11 protein-coding genes are annotated in these 14099 nt (G+C 62.3%); 1 reads left to right on the top strand and 10 read right to left on the bottom strand.

The genetic code is table 11. The features are described 5' to 3' along the window. Positions 1–10: 10 nt before the first annotated feature. The 10 genes from SC318_RS01955 to hutC all read right to left on the bottom strand — a co-directional run bounded on the left by SC318_RS01955 (position 11) and on the right by hutC (position 12541). A complete protein-coding gene (locus SC318_RS01955; RefSeq protein WP_320429425.1) occupies positions 11–1420 on the bottom strand; it encodes an L-histidine transporter HutT in 1410 nt (469 codons plus the stop codon). Positions 1421–1595: 175 nt separating this feature from the next. Beyond that, positions 1596–3128 carry a histidine ammonia-lyase gene (gene hutH / locus SC318_RS01950; RefSeq protein ID WP_320429424.1) on the bottom strand — a complete coding sequence of 511 codons (1533 nt, stop codon included), beginning with the start codon at positions 3126–3128 and terminating at the stop codon, positions 1596–1598. Positions 3129–3167: 39 nt separating this feature from the next. Next, a complete protein-coding gene (locus SC318_RS01945; protein WP_320429423.1) occupies positions 3168–4676 on the bottom strand; it encodes an HAL/PAL/TAL family ammonia-lyase in 1509 nt (502 codons plus the stop codon). Between the two features lie 143 nt (positions 4677–4819). Further along, on the bottom strand, positions 4820–5644 hold the full coding sequence (locus SC318_RS01940; RefSeq protein ID WP_320429422.1) for a quaternary amine ABC transporter ATP-binding protein: 825 nt from the start codon (positions 5642–5644) through the stop codon (positions 4820–4822). Continuing rightward, the gene (locus SC318_RS01935; protein ID WP_057724462.1) at positions 5641–6492 is read right to left on the bottom strand and encodes an ABC transporter permease; all 852 of its coding nucleotides are present in this window, start codon (positions 6490–6492) and stop codon (positions 5641–5643) included. Before SC318_RS01935 ends, SC318_RS01940 begins: the two co-directional genes overlap by 4 nt. Before the next feature lie 71 nt (positions 6493–6563). Further along, on the bottom strand, positions 6564–7529 hold the full coding sequence (locus SC318_RS01930) for an ABC transporter substrate-binding protein (protein WP_320429421.1): 966 nt from the start codon (positions 7527–7529) through the stop codon (positions 6564–6566). A gap of 68 nt (positions 7530–7597) precedes the next feature. Further along, a complete protein-coding gene (locus SC318_RS01925; protein ID WP_320429420.1) occupies positions 7598–9058 on the bottom strand; it encodes a purine-cytosine permease family protein in 1461 nt (486 codons plus the stop codon). Positions 9059–9198: 140 nt separating this feature from the next. Beyond that, positions 9199–10869, bottom strand: a complete 1671-nt coding sequence (gene hutU / locus SC318_RS01920; protein ID WP_320429419.1) for a urocanate hydratase — start codon at positions 10867–10869, stop codon at positions 9199–9201. A 404-nt stretch (positions 10870–11273) separates the two neighbouring features. After that, positions 11274–11834, bottom strand: a complete 561-nt coding sequence (locus SC318_RS01915; RefSeq protein WP_320429418.1) for a HutD/Ves family protein — start codon at positions 11832–11834, stop codon at positions 11274–11276. Next, a complete protein-coding gene (gene hutC, locus SC318_RS01910) occupies positions 11831–12541 on the bottom strand; it encodes a histidine utilization transcriptional repressor HutC (RefSeq protein ID WP_173668614.1) in 711 nt (236 codons plus the stop codon). Before hutC ends, SC318_RS01915 begins: the two co-directional genes overlap by 4 nt. A 147-nt stretch (positions 12542–12688) precedes the next feature. Between hutC and SC318_RS01905 the strand changes: the two genes are divergently transcribed. After that, entirely contained in the window at positions 12689–14053 is a 1365-nt protein-coding gene (locus SC318_RS01905) for a formimidoylglutamate deiminase (protein WP_320429417.1), read from the top strand. Positions 14054–14099: the final 46 nt, after the last annotated feature.

Genomic DNA, 14099 nt, shown 5'->3' with positions numbered 1-14099 from the left:
CCTCCCTAAGTTATCGATGAGACAAAGCCGGTTCGTAATGGACCTTGGCCGCTTGCCCTGCAGCGGGTTTGACCCACAGCAGGTAGGCAACGACCAGCAGCACGATCCAGACCGCACCGACCATCAAGGCCGCCTGGGTGTCAGGGAAGTAACCGAGCACGCCAAACACGAACAGCATGAACACGATGGCCGCAGCCGGTGCATAGGGCCAGAACGGTACCGGGAATTTCAGTTCGGCCACCTGCGCCTTGGTCATCGAGCGGCGCATGGCGACCTGGGTAAACAGGATCATCAGCCACACCCACACGGTGGCGAAGGTAGCGATCGACGCGATCAGCAGGAACACGTTTTCCGGGATCAGGTAGTTGAGCACCACACCGCCCAGCAACGCGGCGCCCATCACCAGCACGGTCATCCACGGCACGCCGTGCCTGGACAACTGCGCGAAGCCCTTGGGCGCCTGCCCTTGCTGGGCCAGGCCGTACATCATGCGACCGGCGCCAAAGATGTCGCTGTTGATGGCCGAAACCGCCGCCGAGATCACCACGATATTGAGGATGGTCGCCGCCGAGCCGATACCCAGGTTACTGAAGATCTGCACGAACGGGCTGCCCTGGCTGCCGATCTGCGGCCATGGGTAGATCGCCATCAGCACGAACAGGGTCAGCACGTAGAACAGCAGGATGCGCAGCGGCACGGCGTTGATCGCCTTGGGGATCACGCGCTGCGGGTCCTTGGCTTCGCCGGCGGTGATGCCGATGATTTCGATGCCACCGAAGGCAAACATCACCACGGCGAAGGATGCGATCAGGCCGCCAATGCCGTTGGGCATGAAACCGCCGTGCGCCCACAGATTGCTCAAACCAGCGGCCTGGGTTTCACCGGCCGAATGAATACCGAAGAGCATGATGCCGAAACCGCCGAGGATCATCGCGACAATCGCCCCGACCTTGAGCAGCGACAGCCAGAACTCCATCTCGCCAAACACTTTGACGTTGCACAGGTTCAGGCCGCCGATCAGAAACACAATGCCGAGCACCCAGACCCAACGCGCCACCTCGGGAAACCAGAAGCCCATATAGATGCCGAACGCGGTGACGTCGGCGAGGCAGACGATGATCATTTCAAAGGCGTAGGTCCAGCCGAGGATAAACCCGGCCATGGGCCCCAGGTAGGTGCCGGCGTACTGGCCGAACGAGCCGGACACGGGGTTGTGCACAGCCATCTCGCCGAGGGCGCGCATCACCATGAATACAGCGGCGCCGCCGATCAGGTAGGCCAGCAGCACAGCGGGGCCGGCCATCTGGATGGCTGAGGCGGAGCCATAGAACAGCCCGGTACCGATCGCGGAACCGAGGGCCATGAAGCGAATATGTCGGGCGTTGAGCCCGCGTTTCAAACCTGTTTCTTGCTGGTGCATTTCTCGTCCCTATTATTTTTATCCTGAGAAAATTCAAAGCAGCGAATCACGGGCTCTGTGGCGAGCGAGCGAGCTTGCTCGCGCTGGGCTGCGCAGCAGCCCCGAGAAACTACGAGCGCTTCGCACTCGAGCGGGAGCAAGCTCCCTCGCCACAGGGATCCGTCCTTCGAATCAGTTACAGACTCGGCAACAGCTTGGCCGGCACCAGCTCATTCAGGCAGCGGCTGGCGAGCAGTTCGCTGGCGGCGTTGATGTCCGGGGCGAAGAAGCGGTCTTTCTCGTAGAACGCTACCTTGTCGCGCAGCAGCCCACGGGCTTTTTCCAGCTTCGCCGAGGTTTTCAGGCCGTCGCGCAGGTCCAAGCCCTGGCAGGCGGCGAGCCACTCCACCGCGAGCACACCCCGGGTGTTCTCGGCCATTTCCCACAGGCGCTTGCCCGCAGCCGGGGCCATCGACACGTGGTCTTCCTGGTTGGCCGACGTTGGCAGGCTGTCGACGCTGTGGGGGTGGGCCAGTGCCTTGTTCTCGCTGGCGAGCGCCGCGGCTGTCACCTGGGCGATCATGAAACCGGAGTTGACCCCGCCATTGCCCACCAGGAATGGTGGTAATTGCGACATGTGCTTGTCCATCATCAACGAGATACGGCGCTCACTGAGCGAGCCGATTTCGGCGATGGCCAGGGCCATGTTGTCTGCGGCCATGGCCACAGGCTCGGCGTGGAAGTTACCGCCGGAAATCACATCGCCTTCAGCGGCGAACACCAGCGGGTTATCCGACACCGCGTTGGCTTCCACCACCAGCACTTCAGCGGCCTGGCGGAACTGGGTCAGGCAGGCCCCCATCACTTGCGGCTGGCAGCGCAGGGAGTACGGGTCTTGCACCTTGTCGCAGTTCTGGTGCGACTGGGACACCTGGCTGCTTTCGCCGAGCAGGTCACGATAGGCCGCCGCCGCATCGATCTGCCCACGCTGGCCGCGTGCGGCATGAATCCGTGCGTCGAAGGGCGAGCGCGAGCCGAGCACCGCTTCCACGGTCAGGGCACCGCAGGCGAGGGCGCCGGCAAACAGGTCTTCACCTTCGAACAGGCCGCGCAAGGCATAGGCGGTGGACACCTGGGTGCCGTTGAGCAGGGCCAGGCCTTCCTTGGCGGCGAGGGTCAGCGGCGTGAGGCCAGCCACTTTCAGCGCTTCGGTTGCCGAGAGCCACTCACCCTTGTAACGCGCCTTGCCTTCACCGAGCAGCACCAGGGACATATGGGCCAGCGGCGCCAGGTCACCGGAGGCACCGACCGAGCCCTTGAGCGGAATATGCGGATACACCTCGGCGTTGATCAGGGCGATCAGCGCGTCGATCACTTGCCGACGGATCCCGGAGAACCCACGGCTCAGGCTGTTGACCTTGAGCACCATGACCAGCCGCACCAGCGCATCGCTGATCGGATCACCCACACCGGCGGCGTGGGACAGCACCAGTGAACGCTGGAGGTTTTCCAGGTCAACACTTGCGATACGGGTCGAGGCCAGCAGGCCGAAACCGGTGTTGATGCCATACGCGGTGCGGTTCTCGGCGAGAATCTGTTCCACACAGGCCACACTGGCGTCGATCTGCGCCGTGGCGCTGTCATCCAGACTGAGGGTTACCGGCTGCTGGTAGATGGCCCGCAGTTGGGCGAGGCTCAGTTGGCCTGGAATCAGGTTTAGCGCAGTCACATTCGTTCTCCTTGTGAATTGTTCTTTTTGAATAGGTATTCAGTGCACGTTCGGTGTTGCGGTGTGCTTGAGCAGCTCGGCCGCCGCCGCGATGTCCGGCGCCAGCCAGCGGTCCTGCTCATAGGCCGGTACCTTCTCGCGCAGCAAGCGCCAGGCGCGGTCGGTGCCGACGCCGAAGCGCTGGCTCTTGAGGAACTCGAACGCCTGGGCTGCCAGCAAGTATTCGATGGCCAGAATCTGGGTAACGTTGGTCAGTACCTGGTGCAGCTTGAGCGCGGCGTTGGTGCCCATGCTCAGGTGGTCTTCCTGCAGGCCCGAGGTGACGAAATTGTCGAGCACCGCCGGTTGCGCCAATTGGCGGTTCTGCCCGCACAACGACGCAGCGACGTACTGCACGATCATCATTCCGGAGTTGACCCCGGGGTTGCTCACCAGGAACGCCGGCAGGCCGCTGACGTGCGGGTTGATCAGGCGGTCCAGGCGGCGTTCGGCCACCGAGCCGATTTCGGCCATGGCGATGGCGAGCAGGTCGGCGGCCAGCGCCACCGACTGCCCGTGGGGGTTGGCCTGGGACACCACGCGGTAATGCTCCGGGGTACCGAGCACCAGCGGGTTGTCCGTGACGCTGTTGAGTTCGGTCTCGATCTGACGGGTAGCGTGCTCCAGCTGATCACGCGCCGCGCCGTGGATCTGCGGGATCGAGCGCAGGCTCAAGGCGTCCTGGGTGCGAATGCCGTGGCTGCTGGCGATCACCTCACTGCCGTCGAGCAAGGCACGCAGATGCCGACCGACCTGCTGCATGCCCGCATGGGGCTTGAGGGCGATGATCTCTGCGTCGAACGCATCGATCTGGCCGCGCTGGGCTTCGAAGCTCATGGCACCGATCACGTCGGCCCATTCCAGCAAGTGGTGCGCATCGGCCAGGGCCAGGCAGCTCAGGCCAGTCATGCACGGCGTACCGTTGACCAGGCACAGGCCATCCTTGGCGCCGAGCACCACCGGCTGCAAACCTTCGGCAGCCAGCGCCACTTGCGCCGGCACAACCTGGCCGCGATAGCTGACATTGCCCACGCCAAGCAGCGCCACGCCGACATGGGCCATGTGGGTCAGGTAACCGACCGAACCCTGGGACGGTACCTGGGGCGTGATGCCGTGGTTGAGCAGCGCCAGCAGCGCCTGTACCACTTGGGGGTGCAGGCCGGATTTGCCGTGGCTGTAGTTGATGATGGCGGCGCAGATGATCGCGCGGGTCTGCTCGTCGCTCAACGCAGGGCCGACACCGCAGGCGTGGCTCAGCAAGGTGTTGCGCGACAACTGGCTCAGTTGTTCGCCCTTGAGCGAAACATTGCACAGCGCGCCCAGGCCGGTGTTCACGCCATAGGCGCGCTCCCCGCTGGCGACGATGCACTGCACGATGGCCTGGGCATTGTCGATGCGCGCCCAGGCGTGGCCCGAGAGTTCGAGCACTGCGCCGTGGCGAGCGACGGCGACTATGTCCCGCCAGCGCAGTGGAACGTCGGCGATGATGATGGGTGTTGCCTGGGGCATCTGTGTACCTTCTTTAATTTTTGTGCAGCTTTACCGGCCCTATCGGGGGCAAGCCCCCTCCCACATTTTGAACTGTGAACACCTTCAAAGGTGGGAGGGGGCTTGCCCCCGATGAGGCCGGCAGCCTTACCACAACATCCGAATCAGACCACCGCCGCCCGCCGCTGAACGAACCGGTCCACATACTCATCCGCCGGCGAATGCAGAATCTCGCGCGGCGTGCCGACCTGGATCAACTTGCCATCCTTGAGAATCGCAATGCGGTTACCAATGCGCACCGCCTCGTCGAGGTCGTGGGTGATGAACACGATGGTCTTGTGCAGGGTCTTTTGCAGTTCGAGCAACTGGTCCTGCATCTCGGCGCGAATCAGCGGGTCAAGGGCGCTGAACGCTTCGTCCATCAGGATGATGTCGGTGTCCGCCGCCAACGCGCGGGCCAGGCCGACGCGCTGGCGCATGCCGCCGGAGAGCTGGTGCGGGTATTTGTTTTCATAGCCCTTCAGGCCCACGGTTTCGATCCAGTGCAGGGCACGCTCGGCGCAGACCTGCCTGGTTTCGCCGCGCACCTTCAGGCCATAGGCGACGTTGTCGAGCACGCTCTTGTGGGGCAACAGGCCAAAGCTCTGGAACACCATGCTGATTTTGTGGCGGCGAAATTGGCGCAGGGCTTCCATGTCCAGTTGCAGGATGTCTTCACCGTCGACCAGGATCGCGCCGCTGGTGGGGTCGATCAGGCGGTTGAAGTGACGCACCAGGGTGGATTTGCCGGAGCCCGACAGGCCCATGATCACGAAAATCTCACCGGTGGCGATGCTCAGCGACAGGTCGTTCACGCCCACCACGCAACCGGTCTCGGCCAGCACCTGGTCCTTGGTCTTGCCCTGGCCAATCAGCGCCAGCGCATCCTTGGAGCGGTTGCCGAAGATCTTGAACACGTTTTTGACTTCGATTTTGCTGACGGTAGTCATTTGCTCGCCTCATGCCGTGGACGACCATAGGCCTGGGTAATGCGGTCGATGACCACGGCGAGAATCACGATCGCCAGCCCGGCTTCGAGGCCGCGGCCGACGTTGAGGGTCTGGATGCCGACGAGCACGTCTTCACCCAAGCCACGGGCGCCGATCATCGAGGCGATCACCACCATCGACAACGCCATCATGGTGGTCTGGTTGATACCCGCCATGATGCTGGGCAGCGCCAACGGCAGTTGCACGCCGAACAGCTGCTGCCAGCGGTTGGCGCCGAAGGCGTTGATGGCCTCCATGACTTCGCCGTCGACCTGGCGGATGCCCAGGTCAGTCAGGCGAATCAGCGGCGGCGCGGCGTAAATCACCGTGGCGAAAATCGCCGGTACCTTGCCCAGGCCGAACAGCATCAGCACCGGGATCAGATACACGAAGCTGGGCATGGTTTGCATGATGTCGAGCAACGGCATCAGCACCGAACGCAAGCGATTGCTGCGCGCGGAAAGGATGCCCAACGGGATGCCGATCAGCACCGAGATCACCGTGGCGACCATCATCAGCGCCAGGGTCTGCATCAGTTTGTCCCACAGGCCAACCGCGCCGACGAGGAACAGCAAACCGACGATCACGACCGTGGTCACCACCTTGCGGGTGGCGTGCCAGGCGATGACCCCAACGATGGCCAGCATCAGCCACCAGGGAGCGGCGCGCAGCAGGCCTTCCAGGTTGACGATGGCCCATAGCAGGGTGTCGGAAATGTGCCGGAACACGTCGCCGTAGTTGGTGACCAGCGAGTCCACCCAACCGTTGACCCAGTCGGCGATGGAAAACGTAAAACTCTCAGGAAACATAGCGTGCTCTCGATCCAATGGGTTGAGGCCAGGCGTCCGGCTGCCCCTGAGGGTAGCCGGACACGCTTGACCTACAAGGCCGCGTCGATTTTCTTGGCTGCGTCGTCGCTCACCCAGGCGTGCCAGACTTCAGGATGTTCCTTGAGGAAAATTTTCGCCAGTTTCGGCGACTCGATTCGCTCTTTGGCCATGCGGCCAAGGTTCTGATTCAGCAGGTCGATGGGCAGATTGACCTTTTCCAGCACGGCTACCAGTTCCGGCGCTTGCTCGTGGAAGGTCTTGGACAGGCCGACCTTGATGCTCACGCTTTTATCCACGCCCGGTTTTTCTTCGAGCTTGACCAGGTCGACCTGGCCCATCAGCGGCGTCGGCGACCAGTAGTAGAACAGGATCGGCTCGCCGCGCTTGTAGCTCGACAGCACCGCAGCATCCAGCGCCGGGCCGGTACCGGGGCGGAAGTTGGTGTAGCTGCTTTCCAGGCCGTAGCTTTTCAGCATTTCGCTGTTGTCCAGTTCACAGGTCCAGCCGGCCGGGCAGTTGTAGAAGCGGCCCTTGGAGGGTTCTTCCTGGTCCTTGAACACCGCGGCGTACTTGGCCAGGTCCGCAATATTTTTCAGGTCCGGGGCCTTGGCTTCCAGCTTGCGCTTGGCATCGCCTTCGATCACGTAGCGCGGCACGTACCAGCCTTCGATGGCGCCCACGACAGGGGCGCCGACGCCGACGACCTTGCCGGCCTTCTCGGCCTTGTTCCAGACCTCGCTGCGCCCGACCCACTCTTCGGCGAACACCTGGATGTCGTTGCTGCTCAGGGCGTTTTCCATGGTGATGGAGTTACCCGGCAGGCTGTCGGTTTTGCAGTCGTAGCCTTTTTCCAGCACGGTTTGCAGGATGTCGGTGAGCAACATGCCGCTTTCCCAATTCAGCCCGGCGAACTTCACCGGCTTACCGGATTCGCACCAGCCGGCCGCCTGGGCGCCGGCGCTTGCCAGCAAGCCAGCGCAAAGCAGCGGGGTCAGCAGAGTCTTATGCATTTTCATTGTGTGACGCTCCCAATCATGAAATGGATTACGGCAGTCAAAAGGCATCCTGCCTTGTCCACGTCCCGTCAGGCCTGCGCCGCAGCGCGACCGGTCCCGCTTGTTTGCGTGGGTACAACGCTGTCCTGCTCGACCGGCAGGATCAGTTGATTGGGCATCGTGCCGTGCCATTTTTTCGCGCACAGGTAATACAGGGCCGCCGGCAACACCAGGCCGATGATCCAGGAGATGTCCACGCCACCCAGGGTTTCCACCAATGGGCCGGTATAAAACTTGGTGGAGATGAAAGGCAGTTGCACCAGCACACCGAACACATAGACGCTGATGCCCAGAGGGTTCCAGCGGCCATAGCGACCCTTGGGGTCAGCCAGCGCCGGCACGTCATAGCGCTCGCGTGTGATGCAGTAGTAATCCACCAGGTTGATCGCGCTCCAGGGCGTGAAGAACGCCAGCAGGAACAGGATGAACGACTTGAACGCGCCCAGGAACGAGTGCTGGCCGAGCAGTGCGATCAGGGTGGCCGTGCCGACGATCGCCAGTACGAACAGCAGGCGCTGCAGGCGCGATACCCGCAGGTGACCCTGGAAGCCGCTGATGATGGTGGCAATGCACATGAAGCTGCCGTAGGAGTTCAGCGTGGAAATTGTGACCTTGCCGAACGCGATGCTGAAGTACAGCAACGCGGCCGCGGCGCCGCTGCCGCTCAGGCCGACGATGTAGGCCACTTCGTGCCCGGCGAATTGCCCGTTGGCCATGGCGGCGGCAAACACACCGAGAATCATCGCCACCTGCGCGCCGATGACCGAGCCTGCGCCAGCGGCCAGAAAGGTTTTCACCGAGGAGGTGCTGCTCGGCAAGTAACGCGAGTAGTCCGCCACATAGGGCCCGAACGCGATCTGCCAGGAAGCCGCCAGCGAGACCGCGAGCAAGAAGCTGCTCCAGCTGAAATGGCGGATCTGCAGCAGTGCGCCAATGTCAGCCTGGCCCATCAAGCGACTGAACAGGTAGACGAAGGCGATCACGCCAATGACGCTGGCGACGCGACCAATGAAGTGGATCACCCGATAACCGAGCACCGTGACCAGCACGATGACACTGGCGAAAATCAGGATGCCGACGCTGTCGCTGACCCCGAACAACTGGCCCAGCGCCTGCCCGGACAATACCGTGCCGGTTGCGGTGAAACCCAGGTACATCAGGCACACCAGCACGATCGGGATGGCCGCGCCATACACGCCGAACTGCACCCGGCTGGAAATCATCTGCGGCAGGCCAAGCTTGGGCCCCTGCGCCGCGTGCAACGCCATCACCCCGCCGCCCAGCAATTGACCGATCAACAGACCGATCAACGACCAGAACACATCCCCGCCCAGCACCACGGCCAGGGCCCCGGTGACAATGGCGGTGATCTGCAGGTTGGCACCCAGCCACAGGGTGAACTGGCTCAATAGACGACCGTGTCTTTCCGCTTCCGGGATGTAGTCGATCGAACGCCTTTCAATCAACGGGGTGGTGTCGTTTGCAGCCATGGGTGTTCAACCTCTGATGGATTGTCTTGGGTTCGCCGCCGCTCCAATGTGGGAGGGGGCTTGCCCCCGATAGCGGCGGATCAGTCACTGATCTTTTAGCTGATACACCGCCATCGGGAGCAAGCCCCCTCCCACATTCATTACTTGATCATTGGCAGGTTGAGGCCCTGTTCCTTGGCGCAATCGATAGCGATCTGATAACCGGCATCCGCATGACGCATCACCCCCGTCGCCGGGTCGTTATGCAGCACCCGCGCAATGCGCTCGGCCGCTTCGTCGGTACCGTCACACACGATCACCATGCCCGAGTGCTGGGAGAAGCCCATGCCCACGCCGCCGCCGTGGTGCAGCGAAACCCAGGTCGCGCCGCTCGCGGTGTTGAGCAAGGCGTTGAGCAGCGGCCAGTCGGACACGGCGTCGGAGCCGTCCTGCATGGCTTCGGTTTCACGGTTCGGGCTGGCTACCGAGCCGGAATCGAGGTGATCGCGGCCGATAACCACCGGGGCGGACAGCTCGCCGCTGCGCACCATTTCGTTGAACGCCAGGCCGAGCTTGGCGCGCTGGCCCAGGCCCACCCAGCAGATACGCGCCGGCAAACCCTGGAAGCTGATGCGCTCACGCGCCATGTCCAACCAGTTGTGCAAGTGGGCGTCGTCGGGGATCAGCTCTTTGACTTTGGCGTCAGTCTTGTAGATGTCTTGCGGGTCGCCCGACAGCGCAGCCCAGCGGAACGGGCCGATGCCACGGCAGAACAGCGGGCGAATGTAGGCCGGTACGAAGCCAGGGAAATCGAAGGCGTTTTCCACGCCCTCTTCCTGGGCCATCTGGCGGATGTTGTTACCGTAGTCGAAGGTCGGGATGCCTTGCTTCTGGAACTCGAGCATGGCTTTGACGTGCACGGCCATCGACTGCTTGGCGGCCTTGATCACGGCGGCGGGTTCGGTCTTGGCGCGGGCGCGGTACTCGTCCCAGGTCCAGCCGGCCGGCAGGTAGCCGTTGAGCGGGTCATGGGCGCTGGTCTGGTCGGTGACCATGTCCGGGCGCACGCCACGTTTGACCAGTTCCGGCAGGATTTCGGCCGCGTTACCCAGCAGCGCGATGGAGATCGCCTTGCCTTCCTGGGTGTACTTGGCGATGCGCGCCAGGGCGTCATCGAGGTCGGTGGCCTGCTCGTCGACGTAGCGGCTGTTCAGGCGGAAGTCGATGCTGACCTGCTGGCATTCGATGTTCAGCGAGCAAGCGCCCGCCAGGGTTGCGGCCAGTGGCTGCGCGCCACCCATACCGCCCAGGCCTGCGGTGAGCACCCAGCGGCCAGTGAGGTCGCTGTTGTAATGCTGGCGGCCGGCTTCGACGAAGGTTTCGTAAGTGCCCTGCACGATGCCCTGGCTGCCGATGTAGATCCAGCTGCCAGCGGTCATCTGGCCGTACATGGCCAGGCCCTTGGCATCCAGTTCATTGAAGTGTTCCCAACTGGCCCAGTGCGGCACCAGGTTGGAGTTGGCGATCAGTACGCGCGGCGCATTGCTGTGGGTCTTGAACACGCCCACCGGCTTGCCGGATTGCACCAGCAGGGTTTCATCATCATTGAGATTGGTAAGGCTCTCGACGATCTGGTCGTAGCACTCCCAGTTGCGCGCGGCACGGCCGATACCGCCGTACACCACCAGCTCTTTCGGGTTCTCGGCCACTTGCGGGTCGAGGTTGTTCATCAGCATGCGCAGCGGCGCTTCAGTCAGCCAGCTTTTGGCGGTGAGCTTGTTACCGCGGGCGGCGCGGATTTCGACGTCACGGTATTTTGTAGGCTTGGTCACAGCTAGGACTCCTCGGCGATCGATGCGCGGACACTGATGGTGCAAAGAAAGGTCTTACGCACACATCTTTACTTGTATGTACAAGCATATGCAATCGAGCGGCCAACTTGCTAAGCGCGTGTTCGAATTTTTTTGGAAAGCACGTGCGAGCCTCGAAAATTAAGGCTTCGACGGATGATGAAATTTCTTACAAAGGAGTTTTTACAGCGTGGGAGGTTTGTCACGACAGCGTAGCGTTGCGCCGCACTGGGGCATTCGGTAACAAGTTGGTGCGCGCCTTGGAAACAGACTCTAAGAACAACACAAAACAAATGTGGGAGGGGGCTTGCCCCCGATTACGGTGTATCAGTCACAGCTGTACTGACTGATCCACCGCTATCGGGAGCAAGCCCCCTCCCACAGGTTTAACCGCGCTGGGTCAGTTCGATGACGCAGCAGCGGCCGCTGACCGAGATGTCCAGCAGGCCGGTGTTACCGTCCACCTGCAGGCAGTCGTGATGACCGAGTTTCTGGTCCAGCACTTTCACTTCATCGGCCACGCTGAACACCAACACGGTCTGCGCCGTGCTGAAAAACTGCTGCACGCCATCCATCCACTGCAACCGTGCGTGATAACGCTCAGGCGAATAGATCAGGTTGAAATCGCGGATCGGCCCGGTGATCAAGCGGCATGACACCTGGCTGTCACCCTTGAATGCGAAGGGTTGCAGCGGTAACAAACCACGCTGCTCCTCGCCATCCACGGTCAACACCATGCCCGCGCCCTTGATGACTGTAATCACGCGCTGGTAACCGGCGAAGGTGGAAAAACCACCTGACTCGGCGATATCGGCAATCGACAGACGCCAGCCGAAACCGTCCAGGCCGGTGCCCGCGTCACGGGTGATTTCTTCGGTACTGCCGCCGCCGTTCTTCCACGGCATGCGCACGTAGCCGGCGGCGCGCCAGACGTTGACTGAACTCATTTGCTGAAGCGTCCTTCAAGGCTGTGCCGGGAACCGGGGTGAATCAGGCGTGCGGCTGTCACCGGCTGGCGACCAGACCAGGTGCGCCGGCGAATCAACAGGCACGGCTCGCTCGGCTCGATCTGCAACAGCTTGCACTCGGCGGCATCGGCGAGGATCGCTTCAACCACATGCTCGCCCTCGGTCAGCGGTGCGACCTGGTTGAGGTAGGCGTAGGGCGTTTGCTGGGTAAAGTCCTGCTGCAGGTATTCCGGCGCAACCAGGGCGTTGACGAACCGGTCTTCGATCTGCACCGGAATGTCGTTTTCGAAATGCACGATCAGCGAGTGGAACACCCGCCCACCTTCGCGCATTTCCAGCGCGACGGCCCGTTCCGAGCCGGCCGCTTCTTCGCCCAGGGTAATCACCTGGCAGGTGTGTCGATGGCCACGGGAGGCGATCTCATCGGCAATGTTGTGCACTTCAAACAGCGCCGATTGACTCTTGGGCTCGGCGACGAACGTACCGACGCCTTGCATGCGCACCAACAAGCCTTCAGCGGTGAGCTCGCGCAGCGCGCGGTTGATGGTCATGCGGCTGAAGCCCAGCTGGCTGACCAGTTCACTCTCCGACGGTACGCGGTAATGGGGCGGCCAGTTGCCGTTGAGGATCTGCTGGCTGATCATCTGTTTGACGCGGGCATACAAGGGCGCCGGACTTTCGTCCATGTGGGCAGCCAGCGAAGACTTGGCAGGCGGAGTCGGCACAGGGAATCCTTGCAGGGGGAAAAGATGCATAGATTGCCGGAGTTTACCGAGCAGGCAAACGTCTGTATATGTATATACAAATAAACACACGACCGGGGTGCCTTGATCATGTCCGCTTTCTTTGCCGAACGCGCGCTGCTGCCTGATGGATGGGCCAATGATGTACGTCTTGAAGTCAGCGCCGATGGGGTGCTGACACAGGTTGCGGCCAACGCCAGCGCAGACGGCGCCGAACGGCTCAGAGGTCCGGTATTGGCCGGTATGCCTAACCTGCACTCCCACGCGTTCCAGCGCGCGATGGCGGGGTTGGCGGAAGTGGCGGGCAATCCGAACGACAGCTTCTGGACCTGGCGTGACCTGATGTACCGCATGGTCGGCAAGATCAACCCGGAGCAGTTGCAGGTCATCGCCCGCCAGCTGTACATCGAGATGCTCAAGGCCGGCTACACCTCGGTGGCCGAGTTTCATTATGTGCACCACGACGTCAGCGGCCAGCCCTACGCCGACCGCACGGAGCTGTCGCAACAGATCAGCCAGGCCGCCGCCAGCAGCGGAATCGGCTTGACGTTGCTGCCGGTGCTTTACACGCATTCGGGTTTCGGTGGCCAGGCGCCCAACGACGGGCAGCGCCGGTTTATCAACAGCACCGAAAACTATCTGGAGTTGCAGGCACGCTTGCAGCCGCTGCTTGCCGCACAACCTGCGCAGCGGTTGGGCCTGTGTTTCCACTCCCTGCGCGCGGTCACACCCGAGCAGATCAAGGAAGTGCTGGCCGCCAGCGATAAGGCGTGTCCGGTGCACATCCACATTGCCGAACAGCAAAAAGAAGTCGACGACTGCCTGGCCTGGAGCGGCAAACGCCCGTTGCAATGGCTGTATGACAACGTTGATGTGGATGAGCGCTGGTGCCTGGTACACGCCACGCACGCCGATGCCGACGAAGTGACGCGCATGGCCAAAAGCCGCGCGATTGCCGGTTTGTGCCTGACCACCGAGGCCAACCTGGGCGACGGGATTTTCCCGGCCGTGGATTTTCTTGCCCAGGGTGGACGCATGGGCATTGGGTCCGACAGCCATGTGTCATTGAGCGTGGTGGAAGAATTGCGTTGGCTGGAATACGGCCAGCGTCTGCGCGATCAGCGGCGCAATCGTCTGTATCGCAATGATCAGCCGATGGTGGGCCGCACACTGTTCGATGCAGCGCTGGACGGTGGCGCACAGGCCTTGGGCCAGCCGGTGGGACGTTTGGAAGTGGGCAAGCGCGCGGATTGGATAGTGCTGGACGGTAACGATCCGTACCTGGCGACGGCCAGCGAGGACGGGATCCTCAACCGCTGGTTGTTTGCCGGCGGTGATCGGCAAGTGCGCGACGTGCTGGTCAACGGCAAGTGGGTGGTGCGCGATGGGCATCACGCAGCTGAGCAAGACAGCAGCCGGGCATTCACCCAGGTCTTGAAAGACCTACTCGGTTAGAAAATGTGGGAGGGGGCTTGCCCCCGATAGCAGTGTGTCAGTCAGT

The organism is Pseudomonas sp. MUP55 (genome assembly GCF_034043515.1).
In the GTDB taxonomy this organism is placed as follows: Bacteria; Pseudomonadota; Gammaproteobacteria; order Pseudomonadales; family Pseudomonadaceae; genus Aquipseudomonas.
This window is presented reverse-complemented; position numbering and strand designations above follow the sequence as displayed.

What these genes read in the sequence shown, in the direction of transcription:
- SC318_RS01955 (WP_320429425.1), bottom strand. Translation starts at nt 1,420, where the DNA reads ATGCACCAGCAAGAAACAGGTTTGAAACGCGGGCTCAACGCCCGACAT.
- SC318_RS01945 (WP_320429423.1), bottom strand. Translation starts at nt 4,676, where the DNA reads ATGCCCCAGGCAACACCCATCATCATCGCCGACGTTCCACTGCGCTGG.
- SC318_RS01940 (WP_320429422.1), bottom strand. Translation starts at nt 5,644, where the DNA reads ATGACTACCGTCAGCAAAATCGAAGTCAAAAACGTGTTCAAGATCTTC.
- SC318_RS01935 (WP_057724462.1), bottom strand. Translation starts at nt 6,492, where the DNA reads ATGTTTCCTGAGAGTTTTACGTTTTCCATCGCCGACTGGGTCAACGGT.
- SC318_RS01930 (WP_320429421.1), bottom strand. Translation starts at nt 7,529, where the DNA reads ATGAAAATGCATAAGACTCTGCTGACCCCGCTGCTTTGCGCTGGCTTG.
- SC318_RS01925 (WP_320429420.1), bottom strand. Translation starts at nt 9,058, where the DNA reads ATGGCTGCAAACGACACCACCCCGTTGATTGAAAGGCGTTCGATCGAC.
- SC318_RS01915 (WP_320429418.1), bottom strand. Translation starts at nt 11,834, where the DNA reads ATGAGTTCAGTCAACGTCTGGCGCGCCGCCGGCTACGTGCGCATGCCG.
- hutC (WP_173668614.1), bottom strand. Translation starts at nt 12,541, where the DNA reads ATGGACGAAAGTCCGGCGCCCTTGTATGCCCGCGTCAAACAGATGATC.
- SC318_RS01905 (WP_320429417.1), top strand. Translation starts at nt 12,689, where the DNA reads ATGTCCGCTTTCTTTGCCGAACGCGCGCTGCTGCCTGATGGATGGGCC.